Origin of the sequence: Polaribacter vadi, assembly GCF_001761365.1 — a bacterium.
Lineage (GTDB): Bacteria > Bacteroidota > Bacteroidia > Flavobacteriales > Flavobacteriaceae > Polaribacter > Polaribacter vadi.
In genome coordinates this window covers 979959-997794 of record NZ_CP017477.1, presented here as the reverse complement: position 1 = coordinate 997794, position 17836 = coordinate 979959, and the positions used below count along the sequence as shown (strand labels likewise).

The following is a 17836-nucleotide window of genomic DNA, read 5'->3' as shown; positions in this document are numbered from 1 at the left end:
TTCTTTTGAAATAGTCTTTTACACTATTTTGTATTGCTACAAAACAAATAAGGTGTTAACCTTATATCTCTTTTTTAAAAGAAATTATAGTTTACTATTTCAATACTTTTAAACTTTTATATTACCTTTTAACTAGAATACAAAATTGAAATCTTGTAAACTTCTTTATGGTTATAAAAATAATATTTTTAGAAAGTTTAAAAATAAATTGATAATAACGTTACTTTTAAAATTTACAAATTAATTTCTAATAATTTTCGAAGACTAAAAGTTTAATTAAATGTAAATCTTGGTTAAATATAAAGATGATTTACAAAGTAACCAAATATTTAACCTTTTAGAAATCAACAAGATATTAACTAGAGTTATAAACATTTGTTCATAAAAAAAAGCGTTGTAAAATTTACAACGCTTTTTTTAATTTTATTTGATAAGAGATTATCTTCTTTTTTCAGTAATTCTAGCTTTTTTACCAGTAAGACCTCTAAAGTAAAAGATACGAGCTCTACGAACTTTACCTCTTTTATTAACTTCAATTTTTTGAAGAGAAGGTAAGTTAACAGGGAAAATTCTTTCTACACCTACAGTACCAGACATTTTTCTGATTGTAAAAGTTTCTGAAGTTCCTGTTCCTCTTCTTTGTATTACAACTCCTCTAAAGAACTGAGTACGTACTTTTTCACCTTCCTTAATTTCGTAATACACAGTAATTGTATCACCTGCTGCAAATTCTGCAAGTTCTTTTTTTGTTACAAATTCGTCTTGAACAAATTTTAATAAAGCTTCCATATTTAATATTTATATTTTTTTGTAAAGCAACATTCACGATTTCTTCGTCAGAGGTTATTTTAGCGGTTGCAAAAATAGTATTTTTTTTCAGTTGATAAAACTAAAAAGCAATTATTTTTTAGGTTGATAATCAGTACAATAGAAAACCCAAAATTTTCTGCTCTGGTTTTTATTTATTTGAATGATAATTGGCTCTAATTCAGTTACATTTTTAAAATATGCATCTAACAATGGATTCACTTCTCCTAACTTATCAGCAGTCTTAAAACGTTTATCAGAATCAATAAAAATGGCATTTTTTCCTTTTAAGGTTGATAGATCATCACCCAAATAATCGAAATGTAAAGCAGGCAAACCTATAATGTTTTGCGCATACACTTTATCATCCATAAAAAAGTTTAAACAAGCAGATGTTTTATAATTATCATCAGAAAATACAAAAGTATTTGGATATTTTTCTTGTAGTTTTTCAGTTTCTATTGCTAATTCTTTCCAGCCAACCCAAGTGTCATCACTCTTAATAGGAGCTACATAAAACAATATTTGAATGCAAAAAAGCACATGAAAAATAATAGAAATGATAAGCTGAATTTTCAATAATTTCTTGCTGATAAACATCCCTGCTAAAATAATTCCAGTGATGTAAGAAGGCATCATCCAATTTAATTTTACCCAATAAATAGGAGTGAGGCTAAAGAAACCAACAAATGTAGGAATAAAAAATGCTAATAAAAACAACGTTTTTGAACTTGGTAATCTAAATTTTAACAACGCTCTTTTAATATATTTATAGGTAAAAGTGATAAAAATTAAAAACAAAACAGGCAATAACAAAAATAGTTGATGCCCAATTGCACCAAAAAAATAACTTGAAGAAAATTTAAATTCAGAAATTGAACTTGTTCTTGAAGAAGATTGAAACGCAAAAGAGGCGAAATCGTTTTGATAATTCCAATACCAAACAGGAAATGTGACTGCCACAGAAATTAATAACGATACATACAGCCAAGGAGAAAGTAGTAATTTTCTCTGTTTTTTTGAAAAAAGCACAAATAAAATCAGTCCGATTTGTAATAAAAGTGCTGTGTATTTGCTGTTAAAAGCTAAACCCATTGCAATTCCTCCAAGAATCCAAAAGAGTTTTTTATCTTCAAATATAGCTTTGTATAAACAGATTAAACTCAATGTCCAGAATAATAAAAGAGGAACATCTGGAGTAGAATTGAATGATAAAATAGAAATAAAAATAGTGGAGGCTAGTAAAACAAACGCTCTTTGTAATTTTTGTTTTGATAAAAAATAAGAGGCTAATTTATAGAAACTTAAAATAGTTAACGAAGTAATAAAAAAGTCGGTAAACTTTACAATAAAAACAGATTGTCCAAAAACTTCAGAGAAAATTCTTAATAGATATCCAATCATTCCTGGATGATCAAAATACGACAAAGATAAATTTTGCCCATATAAATAATAGTAGGCATCTTGTGGCATTAAGCCCATAAATGGGAGTAAAATCAACCTAAAAAGCTGAAAACCTAAAACCCAAGAAATGGCTTTGTTATTTATTATGAAAGTTTTTATTGTATTCAAAAGTTTTATCGTATAAAATTTTGTCGAAGATACTGAAACAAGTTCAGTATGTTCAAACCACTTTATTTTAGTCTTCCAATAAATCCGGCCTAATTTCTTCAGTTCTTTTATAGGCTTGTTCACTTCTCCAATCTTCAATTTTAGGGAAATTGCCAGACAATAAAATTTCTGGAACTTTATGACCTTCAAAATCTGCAGGTCTTGTATATACTGGAGGAGATAATAAATTATCTTGAAAGGAATCTGTTAACGCAGATTGCTCATCGCCAATAACACCTGGAATTAAACGTACAATAGCATCTACCAAAACAGCTGCAGCCAATTCGCCACCTGTTAAAACATAATCGCCAATAGAAATTTCTTTGGTAATAAATAAATCTCTAATTCGCTGATCTACACCTTTGTAATGACCTGTTAAAATTAAAATATTTTCTTTTAAAGAAAGTGTATTTGCTGTAGATTGATTTAATGTTTTTGCATCTGGAGTCATATAAATAACTTCATCGTAATTTCTTTCAGCTTGCAATTTTTTAATACAATTTGCAATCGGTTCAATCATCATAACCATGCCTGCACCACCACCAAATTGTGTGTCATCAATTTGTTTGTAATTGCCCAAACCATATTCACGTAAATCGTGAATTATAATTTCTACCAACCCTTTTTCTTTTGCACGTTTTACAATAGAATGGTTAAATGGACTTTCTAATAAATTGGGAGCTACTGAAATAATGTCTATTCGCATTTTGCAAATGTAAGTTTTTTGATTGTTTTGAAATGATTTTTTTATAGATGTGTAATTTTTAGAATATCTGGTATTCTATTTTGTTTTATACGGGTTTTAGCCACAGAATTTTATATTCCAAAATGTAATCTGAAATCATTCACGACAGAATTTAAAGTTTCAGGTAATTTAGGTGTAAAAGTCAAATTCACTTCCGTTGCTTTTTCGTCAGATACTTTTTGTAATTCAAACTGTAAATTATTCAATTCATTTATAACCAATAATTTGGTAGCTCCTCTAAGTTTTGTTTTTACAATTTTCAAATCTTCAGGCACTTCCAATGAATTTAGCTCAAATTCCCAGTTAATTAGTTCTCGACAAAGCTGAATAAATCTCTCAATTGAATTTTTTATTTCTATTGGTTTTGCTGCAATTCCAGGTTCTCCAAATGCTTGAACTAAATTTGTTGCGCAAAGTTGAAATAATTTAACAAAATTCTCAAAATCAGTTAATGTTATTTTAATCCAATCAAAGAACTCATTACTATCTAAATATTTTGCTCTTTGAATAACAAAACCTTTATCGATTTCCACATAAGTTTCGTTTATAGGATTTAATTTTGATTTTAAAAGAGCAGAAGCAAATAAGAATTCCCAATGACTTGATTTTTCAATTGCAATTTTTTTTATATAATTAGGTTCGTCCTGAATATCTTCAAGGTTTTCATAAATAAACTCTTTTAATTCTTTTCGAACTTGATTACAAAATGGGCCAAGGCTGGCTTGTAAATTATTATCTTCTCGAATATTGTCATAAGTTCCAGCTGTAAATCCTAATAAATCAGTTGGTAGATGAAGTTTTTTTATTGTTCTTGGAACCAAAAAGAATACTTTCTCTTTTCCTAATTTACCAATAAATAAGCCTAATTCAAAGATTAAATTATCTCGAACTGTTTCAAATGATTCATTCCTTATTTGTGTTATGTCATCTGGATGAAAGACAAAGATTGCAAAATCAAAATTATCTAACGATTTTATTAATGAATCTAATGCATTACTTGAAAGTTTGAAAATTCCTTGAGTCCAAACAGTTGTTTATGCATCATATTCCAAGTTTTCTTGAATTATATATGCAATATCAAGTTGTTCTGTTGATGATCCTATGAATATTCTTGGTTTCATTTTTTTATTATGGCTAACGTTTTTGTGTATGATTAGTGGCGTGTTTAAGCACCTAATTTAGTAAATAAAAACCGAATATAAAATCCGCAAGGATTTTCGTAAGTAGGCGAGAACTAGCCATTAATTATACACGGTGTTGTGCACAGTTTTTATTTTTCTTTTAATTTAATCAAATCTTCCTTTTTAAAGTATCTGTTCTCAATAAAATTTTCCTCACAATACTTTAAATATTTCTTTCCTATTCTTGTCCTTACCTTATTTTCTAATGCAGTTTTTGCAATGAAATAATTAAAAGAAAGTTTATGTTCAGGTAATCTATTTTTGCATTTTTCTAAAAATTCAATTGCTCCTTTTGGGTTGTTTAACTGTAAATAAGCATCAATAGCTTTTGTGAAATTAAAATAGAATACACGAGGTGAAATATCTTTGAATTCATTTACAGTCTTATTCCAAAATTCAACTGTTTTTAGGTATTCTTCCATATAAAAATATTGATTGGCTCTGTCCAATGTATTTGAGTAAAAGATGCCTTTGTCAGAAGTGTAATTTATTAAAAACTCATACATTTTCACATCCTTGTCATCAAGAATTTTTCCGAAAAAATAGTCAATATCATTCTCGTTTAGTTCTGGTTTGAAACCATAACTCTCATTAATGTTATTATGATAATTATCGACAAAATCTTTGAAGTTTTGATAATTCAAGTTATTTCGATAATCTTGAAAAACAAAAAGTATTCCATCTAATAATGATTTTGAAAGTACATTTTGGTGGTCAGCGTTATAAGTTTTTTTTAGAAACTTAATTTTTTCATTTTTGCTATTTATAAACAATTCTTCGATTTTTTTCCCAGCATCGATTCTATCTTGAGTGTCATATTCTGCATTTGCAATAAAGTAATATAGTTTATCTTTTTTATAGTTTTTGAAATAAGTTGAGATGTTACTGCTAACATCATTGTAAAGATTTTCACTAATATTTATAAAGCCTCTAAATGGACTATCTTTTTCCATCATTAACAAGTGATTATATTCAGCTCCATCAGAGTGTCCAATTATTGCATTAAAATCCGATGTTTCATATTTGCTGTTAATAAACGGAATAACTTCATTAAAAATAAAATTCTTAAAGTTAATTCCATTTTCGCTCCAAAAAATATCAAGTTCATTCCCTCTATTTTTTTGAGGAATACCAACTAATATGGATTTTGGTATAGAATTGAATTTTATGAGCTGAGTTAAATAATTGGAAGCAATTTCAAAATTATAATTAGCATCAGTAATATAGACTACTGGATATTTGTTTTCTTTTGAGTAATCTTTTGGTAATAAAACTTTAATTTCTCTTTTTTCATTTAATACTTTTGAATCAATGGTTTTTGATTCTATCGAATTTTGAGCTTGAATATTAATTATTTGAAAAATTAAAATTGCAATAAATAAAAATTTATATTTCATTTTCGTAGGTTTTCTTTAATTGTGCACAACTCATTATAAAGTAACTTTTATTACACATATCCCGTAAATTTCACAGGTTATGGTGTTTTTTATAGTACTGTTATTTTGTAAAGATAATTTATTTGCAGAAGTATGGAAAGGATTTTTTAAAAGTAGAAAGTCTTTTTAAAATTTTTTGCTCATTAAAAGAAGAGAAATAACTCGCATCTAATTTTTTAATATTTCAGTTATTTTAGGATTGCTCAACAAATCTGAATGATTGTTTTCATACACAGTAAACGTGTTTTCTTTTTTGTAATTCTGACGCTTTTTAGACATGGTAACTACATCTCTATTAAGCTTATTTTTCTAAGCTTAAATGGAATAAAGCATCTCCTTTATTTACGATTGGTGTTTTATTAATGCAAAAAACATAGCAATTAAAAGGAGCGTACACTTTCTTTTTAAATTCTCCAAAAGGATCTTGAATAACTCCTAGCACTTCTTTTTTCTTCACATAAGCGCCATTTGTAATTCTAACTTTAAACATTCCAGAATCTGATGCACGCAACCATTTTGCTTCTTTTACAAAGATAGAAGTTGCTCTTGCTTTAATTTCGCCTTCAATTAAACCTAAATGAATTAAGACATTTCTTGTACCATTAACACCTTCGTTTATAATTGTTGGGTTTAATTCTTTCGATTTTCCACCTTCAAAAAGTAAAACGGTTTTACCCATTTTGTGCAAGGTTTCTCTTAACGATTTTACAATGTTATTAGAGTACACAATCATTGGCGGATTAAAGATTTTAGCCAATTCCAAACCTTTTGCATCATCTTTATTACATCGTATTTGTGCAATATTATCACGTTCTCCTCCACCAGTATGAAAATCGATTACATAATCTACAAAAGGAGCAATTTTTTCGCTAAACTGATAAGCAAATTGGCTTGCTAAAGATCCGTTTAAAGTTCCAGGAAACATCCTGTTTAAATCACGACCATCAGGAAACTCTCTTGTTTGAATTAAATAGCCAAAAATATTAAAAACAGGAATACAAATAATAGTCCCGTTTTTAGGTTTGTTCATTTTTAAATCGATAATTTCTCTAACAATACCAACTCCATTTGTTTCATCACCATGAATACCTGCCAACAATAAAACTACAGGTCCTGGATTATTAGAATGTTCAATAATTACAGGAACATTTACAGTAGTTCTTGTATGTAATTTTGCGATTTTTAAATCAATTACTGTACGTTTTCCTTCAGGAATAACTTTACCTAAAAGTGTAAAAGGTTTACTCGACATGCAACTCTAAATAACGGATAATTTCTTTAGCAATATTTTTACCAGTAGCCACTTCAATACCCTCTAAACCAGGAGAAGAATTTACTTCTAAAACCAAAGGTCCTTTTGAGGATTGTAACATATCTACTCCAGCAACACCTAATCCCATTGCTTTTGTAGCTTTTAGGGCAGTTCTTTCTTCTTCGTCAGACAATTCTATAACAATTGCATTTCCACCTCTGTGTAAATTAGAACGGAATTCACCTTCTTTTCCTTGACGTTTCATAGCGCCAATCACTTTTCCATCCACTACAAAAGCTCTAATATCTGCACCACCAGCTTCTTTAATAAATTCTTGTGCAATTACTCTTGCACCTAAACCATTAAATGCTTCTAAAACAGAAGTTGCTGCATTTGGTGTTTCTGCCAAAACAACGCCTAGACCTTGTGTACCTTCTAAGAGTTTTAAAACTAAAGGTGTTCCACCAACTGAATTTATTACATGTTCTACATCTTTTGTGTAATTTGTAAAAACAGTTTTTGGTAGGCCAACTCCAGCTCTTGCTAAAATTTGTAAACTACTTAATTTATCTCTAGATCTTGTTAAAGCGATAGATGAAACCGCTGTAAAAACCTTCATCATTTCAAATTGACGAATAACAGCTGTACCATAAAAAGTAACAGAGGCTCCAATTCTAGGTATAATTGCATCAATATTTTCTATATATTCTCCTTTATAATAAATTTTAGGAGCTCTTCTTTCTATCTCTATATTACATTTTAAATGATCGACTACAAAAACTTCGTGTTTTCTTTTGGTTGCAGCTTCTACCAATCTGCGAGTAGAATATAATTTAGGATTTCTCGATAGAATAACTATTCTCATTTGTTTGTGTATTTTAATTTATAGGATAAATTTGTCTTTGAAGTATCTATCAAAAATTTTTTGTTTAAGAATTTTCTTCCTAACAATATAGGAAATTTCATGTCTTTGCGTTCACTTAATGTTAAGTAAATAGGAAATGTTGTATTAAAAATAGTAATTTCTGTCTGAATCATAAATCTTTTTTCAGAAATTCCGTTAGAACTTTTTACAATTTTAGAGGTATAATTTTTAGAAGTAAACTCTTTATTGTTGTAAAAAGGATGTTCAGGATCTAATAATGTAAACTTAATAAAACTTTCGTTATCAATAGTAATCTCCTCTATGTCAGAGCAATGTATAGATGATGTATATGCGCCTGAATCAATTTTTAAGTCGATATCTTCTAAAATTAATTTAGGGAAATCTGCTTTATCAATTCTACCAATGGTAATTTTCATGTATTGTATTATGTTGTAAAATTATAAATTGTAATTGATTTAAAGTGAAAAAATTATAAAAGTTATCAAAAAACTTATAATTTTCCAATCGCAGCTTCTGCACAACGTTCTCCATCCATAGCAGCAGAAACGATTCCTCCTGCATAACCACCACCTTCTCCACAAGGAAATAAACCCTCTATTTCTGTATGTTCTAAGTTTTCTTTTCTTGGTATATTTACAGGTGATGACGTTCTAGATTCTACACCTACAATATTGGCTTCATTAGTATAGTATCCGTGCATTTTTTGCCCAAAAGCAGCAAATCCTTTTCTTAATCTACTACCAATAATTTTTGGTAATAAAGAATGTAAAGGTGCAGATTTTAAGCCAGGTTGATAAGAAGTGTCATTTAAATCTGTTGATAATTTTCCGTCAACAAAATCTACCAATCTTTGAGCAGGTGCAGTTTGGGTTCTTCCACCAGCAAAAAAAGCAATTTTTTCTAAATCTTTCTGAAATTCTAACCCTTTTAAAGCGCCGAATTTTTCATATTTTTTAAAATCTTTATCAATATCAAGTTCTACAACAATTCCTGAATTGGCAAACTTATTATTTCTTCTACTTGGCGACATTCCATTAACAACAACTTCGCCATTTGCAGTGGCTGCTGGTACAATAAAACCTCCAGGACACATGCAAAAAGAATAGACACCTCTATTATTTACTTGATGCACCAAACTATAAGCTGCAGCTGGTAATAATTCATCTCTTTCTCCAGAACAATTGTACTGAATTTGGTCTATTATTTCCTGTGGATGTTCAACACGAACGCCCATTGCAAAAGATTTTGCTTTTAAAGCGATTTCTTTTTTATGCAACAATTCATACACATCTCTTGCAGAATGACCTGTTGCTAAAATAACAGAATTCACACCCATTTCTGATCCGTTTGCAAGTTGAATAGCTTGTAATTTATTATTTTTTATAGTAAAATCGGTTACTTTAGTTTCAAAATGAATTTCGCCACCAAACTTTAAAATATTTTCGCGAATATTCTGAATAATTTTTGGCAATTTATTGGTGCCAATATGAGGATGTGCATCAACTAAAATTTGCTCAGTTGCTCCATGAAAAACAAGGTTTTCAAAAATTCTACGAACATCTCCACGTTTTAAACTTCTTGTGTATAATTTTCCATCAGAATACGTTCCTGCACCACCTTCACCAAAACAATAATTAGAATCTTCGTTTACAAAATGGTCTTGATTAATGGCTTTTAAATCTCTTCTTCTATCTTGAACATTTTTACCTCGTTCTAAAACTACAGGTTTGTAACCTAATTCTATACAACGCAAAGCAGCATACATTCCTGCAGGACCAAAACCAATAATATGAATTTCTTTAGCTTTAGAAACATCTTTATAATCAAAGTTATATTCAGATTTTTCTGGAACTTGTTCATTGATATAAACAGCTACTTTATAGTTAAAAATGGTTTCTTTTTTACGAGCATCAATCGATTTTCTTAAAACTTTTACAGCAGAAATTTCAGAAACATCTAAAGAAAGTTCTTTTGCTGCTTTATAAAGGAGCGTATTTTCTTTACGTTCTTCAATTAAATTTACGCGTAATTGAATTTCTTTAATCATATAAAAATAAAAAATAGAGAGTTTCTAATCTGTCTGAAAAGATTTGCAAAGGTACTTAAAATCTTATAATTTAAAATTTATAAGCATTTTATAATACAATCCGTTAACTTCTTAAAATCGTTTTTAGTATTGTACAAATGGCAAGAAAGGCGAATGTAATTTACTCGAAATGAAATAAATATATTTGCTTCTTTTAAGGTTGATTTTAACACATCAATATCCATTTGTTTTGGCAATTCTACCCCAAATAAATGATGTGTTCTAAAAGCATCATGTTCAACAAAGCAACCATTTTCTTTTAAAGTGATGACAGCCTCTGAAGTAATATCTTTACAATATTCTTGAATTGCTTTTGGAGTCCATTCCAATACTTGTTCTAAAGCTGCAATTTGCATTTTTATATGAATAAAACTTGCATGCTCACCAACAGAATATCTGTTAGCTAAAGGTTTGTATTTAGGTTGGTAGGAAGTTAAGCCAGTCATATTTTCACTGTGCAAACGATTAGACCAATTTTCTTCTAACGGATTTCCATTGTCAAAATATTCGCCAAAATAAGCATATCCACAACCATAAGGCCCAAAAAGCCATTTGTAACCAGCACAAATTAAAGCATCTGGCTGTATTTCTTTTACAGAAAATGGCAAAGCACCAACAGATTGACTTCCATCAATAATTAATAAAGCCTTTTTTTCAGTAGCTTTTTTTCTGATGGATTTTAAATCGAACAATGTTCCATTTGCCCAATGAATATTTCCAAGCGCAACAACTTTAGTGTTCTCAGAAATACCACTCAAAATTGATTCATTCCAAATTTTACCACGGTTTTCTGTGGATTTTGGCATGGCAATAATCTTTAATTTTGCGTCGAATTTATGTGCTAGTTTTTCCCAAACATAATAATTGCTTGGAAACTGACTTTCTACCAATAAAATTTCATCATTTTTTTTAAGAGTGATATTTTTTGCAACAGTTGCTAAACCATAAGAAGCAGAAGGAATGTTGGCAATTCTGTTATAATCATCAACATCAATTAATTTTGCAAAAAGTTGTTTAACCTTTTTTACGGGTTCAAAATAACTATCGCCAGTAATTTTAAAAGGATGACTTTTTTCTAAAACGCCTTCAATTCCTGCTTGTTCAACTGCTTTAAAAGAGGGCGATTGACTTGCAATATTTAAATAGGTTATTTCTTCAGGAATACTGAAAAGGTGTTTTTGGTTTTGAAGTTTCATTTAATTTATTTTAAACACTAATTTCAGAAATTCCGTCAATTTTATTTATGAAACTCATGAAATTAGTGCCTTATATATTTCTATTCAAAGTAAGAAAAAGTTTCTCCACCTTTTATATTTAAAAGGGTTTCATAAATTATTTTAATTACATTTTCTACATCTTCTCTATGTACCATTTCAACTGTGGTATGCATGTATCTTAAAGGTAAAGAAATTAAAGCAGAAGCAACACCTCCATTGCTATAAGCAAAAGCATCTGTATCAGTTCCTGTTGCTCTAGAAAGCGCAGAACGTTGAAAAGGTATATTGTTTTTCTCTGCAGTTTCCGTAATTAAATCACGTAATTTTTGCTGAACAGCAGGAGCATAAGCTACAACTGGGCCTTTCCCTAACTCTAATTTTCCAGCTTTTTTAACTTCAATCATTGGCGTTGTTGTATCATGAGTAACATCAGTACAAATTGCCATATTTGGCTTTATAGTATGTGTAATCATTTCTGCACCTCGTAAACCAATTTCTTCTTGAACAGAGTTCGTTACATATAATCCGAAAGGAAGGGTCTTTCCATTTTCTTTTAATAAACGAGCAACTTCAGCAATCATAAAACCACCCATTCTGTTATCTAAAGCTCTACAAACAAATTTATTTCCGTTTAAAATATGAAAAGTATCTGGATAGGTAATTACACAACCAACATGAACTCCTAAAGCTTCAACTTCATCTTTTGTTGCACAACCTGTATCAATAAAAATATTGTCTGGTTTTGGTGCTTGTTCTTCAGATTTGTCTCTTGTATGAATTGCTGGCCATCCAAAAACACCTTTTACAATTCCGTTTTTGGTATGAATATTTACAATTTTACTTGGTGCAATTTGATGATCTGATCCACCATTTCTGATGACATAAATTAAACCATTATCAGAAATATAGTTTACGTACCAAGAAATTTCGTCTGCATGTCCTTCAATAACAACTTTGTATTTTGCATCAGGATTAATAACACCCACTGCAGAGCCATATGTGTCTGTAATAAAGGTATCTACATAAGGTTTTAGATAGTCCATCCAAATTTTTTGACCTTCCCATTCGTAACCTGTAGGAGCAGCATTATTTAAATATTTTTCTAAAAAGTCTAATGATTTTTTATTTAAAATTGATTTTTTTGCCATTATATAATTTTATAAATTTTAATTATTATTTTAATATATGTAAAAATAATGCGATTATTTAGGAATAGCCTAAAAAAAATCATAAAATAATGTAACAAAAGTCCTTACTTTTACACTAATTCTACAAGTAAAACGACTATAAAACCAATCAACATGAAATTAGTAATAAAAAACTTAACCAAAACTTACAAAAACGGTGTAAAAGCAATTGACGATTTAAATTTAGAAATTGGCACAGGAATGTTTGGTTTGTTAGGACCAAATGGTGCTGGTAAATCTTCTTTAATGAGAACGATTGCAACTTTACAAACTCCTGATTCTGGTTCTATTATGTTTGGTGATATAAATGTTTTGGAGGATAATATGTCTTTAAGAAAAGTGTTGGGTTATTTGCCTCAATCTTTTGGAGTGTATCCTAAAATGTCTGCAGAAGATTTGTTAGATTATTTTGCAACATTAAAAGGAGTATCAAGTAAAACAGATAGACAAAAAATTGTAAAAGAAGTTTTAGAAATAACTAATTTGTATGAAGTTCGACACAAACACGTTGCTGGTTATTCAGGAGGAATGAAACAACGTTTTGGAATTGCGCAACTTTTATTAAACAACCCAAAATTAATTATTGTTGATGAACCAACTGCTGGTTTAGATCCTGCAGAAAGACATCGTTTTTTAAACGTTTTGCGTGAAGTTGGTACCAATTGTACTGTAATTTTTTCGACACATATTGTAGAAGATGTGAAGGAATTGTGTAATGAAATGGCAATTTTAAATGGTGGAAAAATATTAAATCATACCACTCCACAAAAAGCAACAGCAGCTTTAGAAGGACATATTTGGAAAAAAATTATTGAAAGAGATGATTTAGAAGAAAATGAAAAGTTGTATAGTATTCTATCATCTAACTACAATCAAGATAATACGTTGAATATTAGAGTACATTCAGCAGAACAACCTTCTGAAGATTTTGTAGCAGTTACACCACAATTAGATGATGTTTATTTTATCGCTCTAAAACAGGATGAACCGCAAATGGTTTAAGGTTTAAAATTTAAAATTCAAGATTTTGAGTTTTAAGTTTCGAGTGCGATTACAATTACACAATTCAAAATTTACACAATTACACATTTTATATGTTTTCAACAATATTCAAACAAGAGTTAAAATACTGGTTTAAAAAACCTATTTTTTATATTTACGCAGCTATATTTTTCTTATTAGCTTTTTTTATATCAGCAACATCAGCAGGTATTTGGGATGGAATTACAGGAACTACAGGTTCTTCTAGAATTGTAAACTCGCCTATAAATATTACAGGCAATTTTAACGCATTTACAATATTTATTTTCTTTTTATTTCCCTCTATTATTGGGGTTTCTATTTATAGAGATTTTAAAAGCGAAATGCATACCATTTTATATTCCTATCCTTTTACAAAAGCCAACTATTTATTTGCCAAGTTTTTTAGCGGAATTTTAGTCGTTTCTGCAATTGTGTTCGTCATTGCTTTTGGAATGATGATCGGTTTTCGATTTCCTGGAACAAATTCAGAAATTGTAGGGTCGTTTAGTTTTATGGCGTATGTAAAATCGTATGTGGTCTTTATTTTACCCAACGTTTTATTCTTTGGAGCTGTTGTTTTTGCAGTGGTTACATTTTCTAGAAATATTGGTGCAGGTTTTATTGCAGTAATTATTTTATTGTTTTTTCAAGGTGCAATTAGTGGAATTCTATCTGAACCAGACCAAGAAACTTGGTTGGCAATTTTAGATCCTTTTGGTTCTGCAGCTTTAAATACGTACACAAAATATTGGACAATGTCCGAACAAAATGAAATGCAAGTCCCTATAAAAAAGTTGATTTTGTATAATAGATTGTTTTGGCTGGGAATTTCTTCTTTAATTTTCGGATTGGTTTTTAAGTATTTTAAATTCAACCAAAATGCTGTTGTTATTTCGTTTAAGAAAGTGAAATCAGAGAGAGTTATCAAAAGAAATTTTAGTGGAATTACAAGAATTAACTTACCAGAAGTAGCACACAATTATTCGTTTGTGAATAATTTAAAAACGATGTGGCAATTATCTAACATCGACTTTAAATTCATTTTAAAAAGCATTCCATTTATCTGTATTTTAATTGTTGGGCTTTTAATGATGGTAGTTGCTTTATTTAGTGCTGGCGCAATTTTTGGTACAGAAACGTTGCCTGTAACTTGGCAAATGCTAGGAAGTGGAGGCGTTTTTAGTTTCTTGGTCATCAATATTTGTACATTTTTATATGCAGGTATTTTAGTACAAAGAGCAGAAACTGCTAAAATAAATCATTTAGTAGATAGTACTCCAGTGCCAAATTGGACGTTGTTATTTTCAAAATTAATTGCTTTGTTAAAAATGCAATTGGTTTTACTAGCAGTCATTATGGTTGCAGGAATGATATTTCAAACGTATAAGGGTTATTATAATTACGAAATTGGTCATTATATAAAAGAATTATTTGGCTTAAATTTCTTGAATTATTTGGTTTGGGCATTGTTATCAATTTTTATTCAAACATTGGTGAAAAATCAATATTTAGGTTTTTTTATTATTTTGATTGTTGTTATTGCAATTCCATTATTAACTTTTATAGGAATTGAATTAGCAGTCTTTAAATACAACCAAGGCCCAGGTTTTAGTTATTCTGATATGAATGGTTATGGTTCTGCATTATCAAGATATTTATGGTATAAATTGTATTGGATTTTAGGAGGTTCCTTATTGGTTATTTTAAGCATTTTAATGTGGGTGAGAGGTTTGCCAAGTTCTTTTGGAGAAAGATTACAGATAGCAAAACAACGTTTTACAACGCCTAAAATTGTAAGTTTTGTGGTTATTTTAATCGCATTTTTAACGTTAGGAACTACTATTTTTTTAGAAACAAAATCGGATAGTAAAAACTCATCTTCTAAACAAGCGGAATTAGATGCTGTAAAATGGGAAAAAACCTATAAAAAATACGAAAATTACAAACAACCAAGAGTGGTAGCTGTAAATGCAGATGTACATATTTATCCGAAGAAAAGAACCTACGAAGCTACTGCAGTTTATACATTGGTCAATAAAACCGATCAAGAAATTGATAGTATTTTCTTAAATCATAATTCTTTAGAAAATACCTTTGAATTTAACATTGAAAACAAATTAGTGTTAGAAGACACTGTTTTTAATTTTGATATTTATAAGTTTGATAAAAAAATAAAACCTGGTGATTCTTTACAATTAACGATCAACGTTAAAAGTGACAAAAACACGATGTTTCAACAAAAATCTCCTGTTTTAGAAAATGGTACTTTTTTGAATAATTTTTCGATGTTTCCTAATTTTGGATATTCATCAGGAGGAGAGTTAACAGATAATAAAACACGTGAAAAATACGATTTACCACCCAATAATTTACAAAAAAATCCATCAGATTCTACAGCTTTAGGGAATACTTATATTTCTAAAGATTCAGATTGGATTGATTTTGAAGCAACTGTATCAACATCTAAAGATCAAATTGCAATTGCTCCAGGATATTTGCAAAAAGAATGGGAAGAAAATGGTAGAAAATATTTCCATTATAAAATGGATAGTAAAATCTTGAATTTTTATGCTTTTAATTCTGCCAGATATGTAGTAAAAAAAGAACTTTGGAATGGCATTAGTTTAGAGATTTATTATCACAAGCCACACACGTATAATTTGGATAGAATGATGAAGGGAATGAAAGCTTCTTTAGCTTATAATGCTAAAAACTTTAGTCCTTATCAACATAAACAAGCCAGAATTATTGAATTTCCAAGAACACAAGGAACGTTTGCACAATCTTTTGCAAATACAATTCCGTTTTCTGAAGGATTTGGATTTATTGCAGCTGTAGATGATGAAAATGAAGATGGAGTAGATTATCCATTTGCTGTAACTGTGCATGAAGTTGCACATCAATGGTGGGCACATCAAGTAATTGGTGCAGATGTTTTAGGTGCAACCATGTTGTCTGAAAGTTTGTCTGAATATGTGGCTTTAAAAGTATTAGAACATGAACATGGAAAACCTAAAATGCGTACCTTTTTAAAGGAAGCTTTAGATGGTTATTTAATGCAAAGAACCTTTGAAAGTAAACGTGAAAAACCATTAATGTACAATGATGGTCAAGGATATATTCGTTATCAAAAAGGCTCTTTAGTGTTTTATGCTTTGAGTGATTATATTGGAGAAGAAAACTTAAATGGCGCTTTAAAACGCTATGTAGAAAAAGTAAAATTCCAAGAGGCACCTTACACAACATCCATAGAAATGGTAGATTATATAAGAGAAGTTACTCCAGATTCTTTAAGTTATGTAATTAATGATATGTTTGAGACGATTACTTTATATCAAAATAGAATTACGGACGTAAAATCTACTGAGTTAGAAAATGGAAAATACCAAGTAGATATTGAGTTTGAAGTTGCTAAATATAGAAATGACGAAAAAGGAAAAAAGTTTTATGGTGAAAAAATAGGAGATACTTTAAGTTATACTCCAGCAGATAAAAAGAAACCAATTTTATCAGTAAAATTACAAGATTATATTGATGTAGGTATTTTTACAGAAGAAGAAGTTGATGGAAAAAAGAAAGAAGTAGCTTTGTATTTACAAAAACATAAGATTACTCAAATCAATAATAAAATAACCATTATTGTTGATAAAAAACCTACAGAAGTTGGTATTGATCCTTTTAATAAATTGATTGATACACAGTCTAATGACAACAGGCAAAAGCTCTAAAAACAGCAAATTAGATGCATTTATAAAATTGAATTTTTTTTTAAGTGCATCTATTTTTAATTTTTTGGTTATAATTTAACCTAAAATCTATAGGTACTTTTTGTAGATAAAATAAATTATATAGTATTTTTACCGAAGTTAATTTAATAGAGATAGCAAAACTTGAAAAAATCTTTCATAAAAAAACAGTTTAAAAAACTACTACAAGAAGAAGAGTATAGAGCAGCATCCAATGAAGAGGTTTATACTGTTGGTATTATTGCTTCTTATGAAATTTCTAAATGGTTAAAAATTGAAGATGAAGTTGAAAAAATATTAACCTTAGGGAATATTAGAATTTATAGTTATAGACCTTTTAGTAAAAGTAATGTGTCTTCTTATAAGTATTTTTCTGAAAAAGATTTTAACTGGAAAGGAGAACCCAAAAAAACAGCGTTTAAAGATTTTATAGACGAACCTCATGACTTGCTAATTGGTTATTTTAATAAGAGAAATATATATTTAGAGAATGCAGTTTTGCATAGTAAAGCTAAGTTTAAAGTCGGTTTTTCAAAGGTAAATCAAGAATTGTATGATTTAGAAATTGCAGAATTTCCAACGAATATAGAAAGCTTTCTTTTAGAGCTTAAAAAATACTTAGTTGTTTTAGGAAAACTAAAAAATTAAACTTCATTTAA

General features: G+C 29.1%; 13 protein-coding genes and 1 pseudogene. 3 read left to right on the top strand and 11 right to left on the bottom strand.

Annotation, left to right across the window (positions count from 1 at the left end):
* Positions 1–438 precede the first annotated feature (438 nt).
* The 11 genes and pseudogenes from rplS to LPB03_RS04470 all read right to left on the bottom strand — a co-directional run bounded on the left by rplS (position 439) and on the right by LPB03_RS04470 (position 12369).
* Positions 439–789: a 50S ribosomal protein L19 gene (gene rplS / locus LPB03_RS04520; protein WP_065319067.1), complete on the bottom strand. Its 351-nt coding sequence runs from the start codon at positions 787–789 to the stop codon at positions 439–441.
* Positions 790–900: 111 nt separating this feature from the next.
* Positions 901–2379 (bottom strand): ArnT family glycosyltransferase, encoded by a 1479-nt coding sequence (locus LPB03_RS04515; RefSeq protein ID WP_065319068.1) that lies wholly within the window; start codon positions 2377–2379, stop codon positions 901–903.
* Positions 2380–2446: 67 nt separating this feature from the next.
* Positions 2447–3124 carry a tRNA (guanosine(37)-N1)-methyltransferase TrmD gene (trmD, locus tag LPB03_RS04510; RefSeq protein ID WP_065319069.1) on the bottom strand — a complete coding sequence of 226 codons (678 nt, stop codon included), beginning with the start codon at positions 3122–3124 and terminating at the stop codon, positions 2447–2449.
* Between the two features lie 110 nt (positions 3125–3234).
* Positions 3235–4182: pseudogene (locus tag LPB03_RS04505) on the bottom strand (TIR domain-containing protein); the annotation flags it as partial.
* A gap of 251 nt (positions 4183–4433) precedes the next feature.
* A complete protein-coding gene (locus LPB03_RS04500) occupies positions 4434–5741 on the bottom strand; it encodes an alpha/beta hydrolase (protein WP_065319071.1) in 1308 nt (435 codons plus the stop codon).
* Between the two features lie 340 nt (positions 5742–6081).
* Entirely contained in the window at positions 6082–7032 is a 951-nt protein-coding gene (locus tag LPB03_RS04495; RefSeq protein ID WP_065319072.1) for a succinylglutamate desuccinylase/aspartoacylase family protein, read from the bottom strand.
* The gene (gene rimK / locus LPB03_RS04490; RefSeq protein ID WP_065319073.1) at positions 7022–7897 is read right to left on the bottom strand and encodes a 30S ribosomal protein S6--L-glutamate ligase; all 876 of its coding nucleotides are present in this window, start codon (positions 7895–7897) and stop codon (positions 7022–7024) included. Before rimK ends, LPB03_RS04495 begins: the two co-directional genes overlap by 11 nt.
* Positions 7894–8334, bottom strand: a complete 441-nt coding sequence (locus LPB03_RS04485; RefSeq protein WP_065319074.1) for an ATP-dependent zinc protease family protein — start codon at positions 8332–8334, stop codon at positions 7894–7896. Before LPB03_RS04485 ends, rimK begins: the two co-directional genes overlap by 4 nt.
* Positions 8335–8408: 74 nt before the next feature.
* Positions 8409–9965, bottom strand: coding sequence for an NAD(P)/FAD-dependent oxidoreductase (locus LPB03_RS04480; protein WP_065319075.1), 1557 nt, complete (start codon positions 9963–9965; stop codon positions 8409–8411).
* 77 nt (positions 9966–10042) lie between these two features.
* Positions 10043–11200 (bottom strand): aminotransferase class V-fold PLP-dependent enzyme, encoded by a 1158-nt coding sequence (locus LPB03_RS04475; protein ID WP_065319076.1) that lies wholly within the window; start codon positions 11198–11200, stop codon positions 10043–10045.
* Positions 11201–11280: 80 nt separating this feature from the next.
* Positions 11281–12369, bottom strand: a complete 1089-nt coding sequence (locus tag LPB03_RS04470) for a M42 family metallopeptidase (protein ID WP_065319077.1) — start codon at positions 12367–12369, stop codon at positions 11281–11283.
* Positions 12370–12522: 153 nt separating this feature from the next.
* On the opposite strand from LPB03_RS04470, the gene LPB03_RS04465 reads away from it, so the two are divergent.
* From LPB03_RS04465 to LPB03_RS04455, 3 genes are all read left to right on the top strand, one after another.
* Positions 12523–13410 (top strand): ABC transporter ATP-binding protein, encoded by an 888-nt coding sequence (locus LPB03_RS04465; RefSeq protein ID WP_065319078.1) that lies wholly within the window; start codon positions 12523–12525, stop codon positions 13408–13410.
* A gap of 92 nt (positions 13411–13502) precedes the next feature.
* Complete coding sequence (locus LPB03_RS04460) at positions 13503–17159, top strand: ABC transporter permease/M1 family aminopeptidase (protein WP_065319079.1); 3657 nt, start codon at positions 13503–13505, stop codon at positions 17157–17159.
* A gap of 162 nt (positions 17160–17321) precedes the next feature.
* On the top strand, positions 17322–17825 hold the full coding sequence (locus LPB03_RS04455) for a DUF6913 domain-containing protein (RefSeq protein ID WP_065319080.1): 504 nt from the start codon (positions 17322–17324) through the stop codon (positions 17823–17825).
* The last annotated feature ends 11 nt before the right edge of the window (positions 17826–17836 follow it).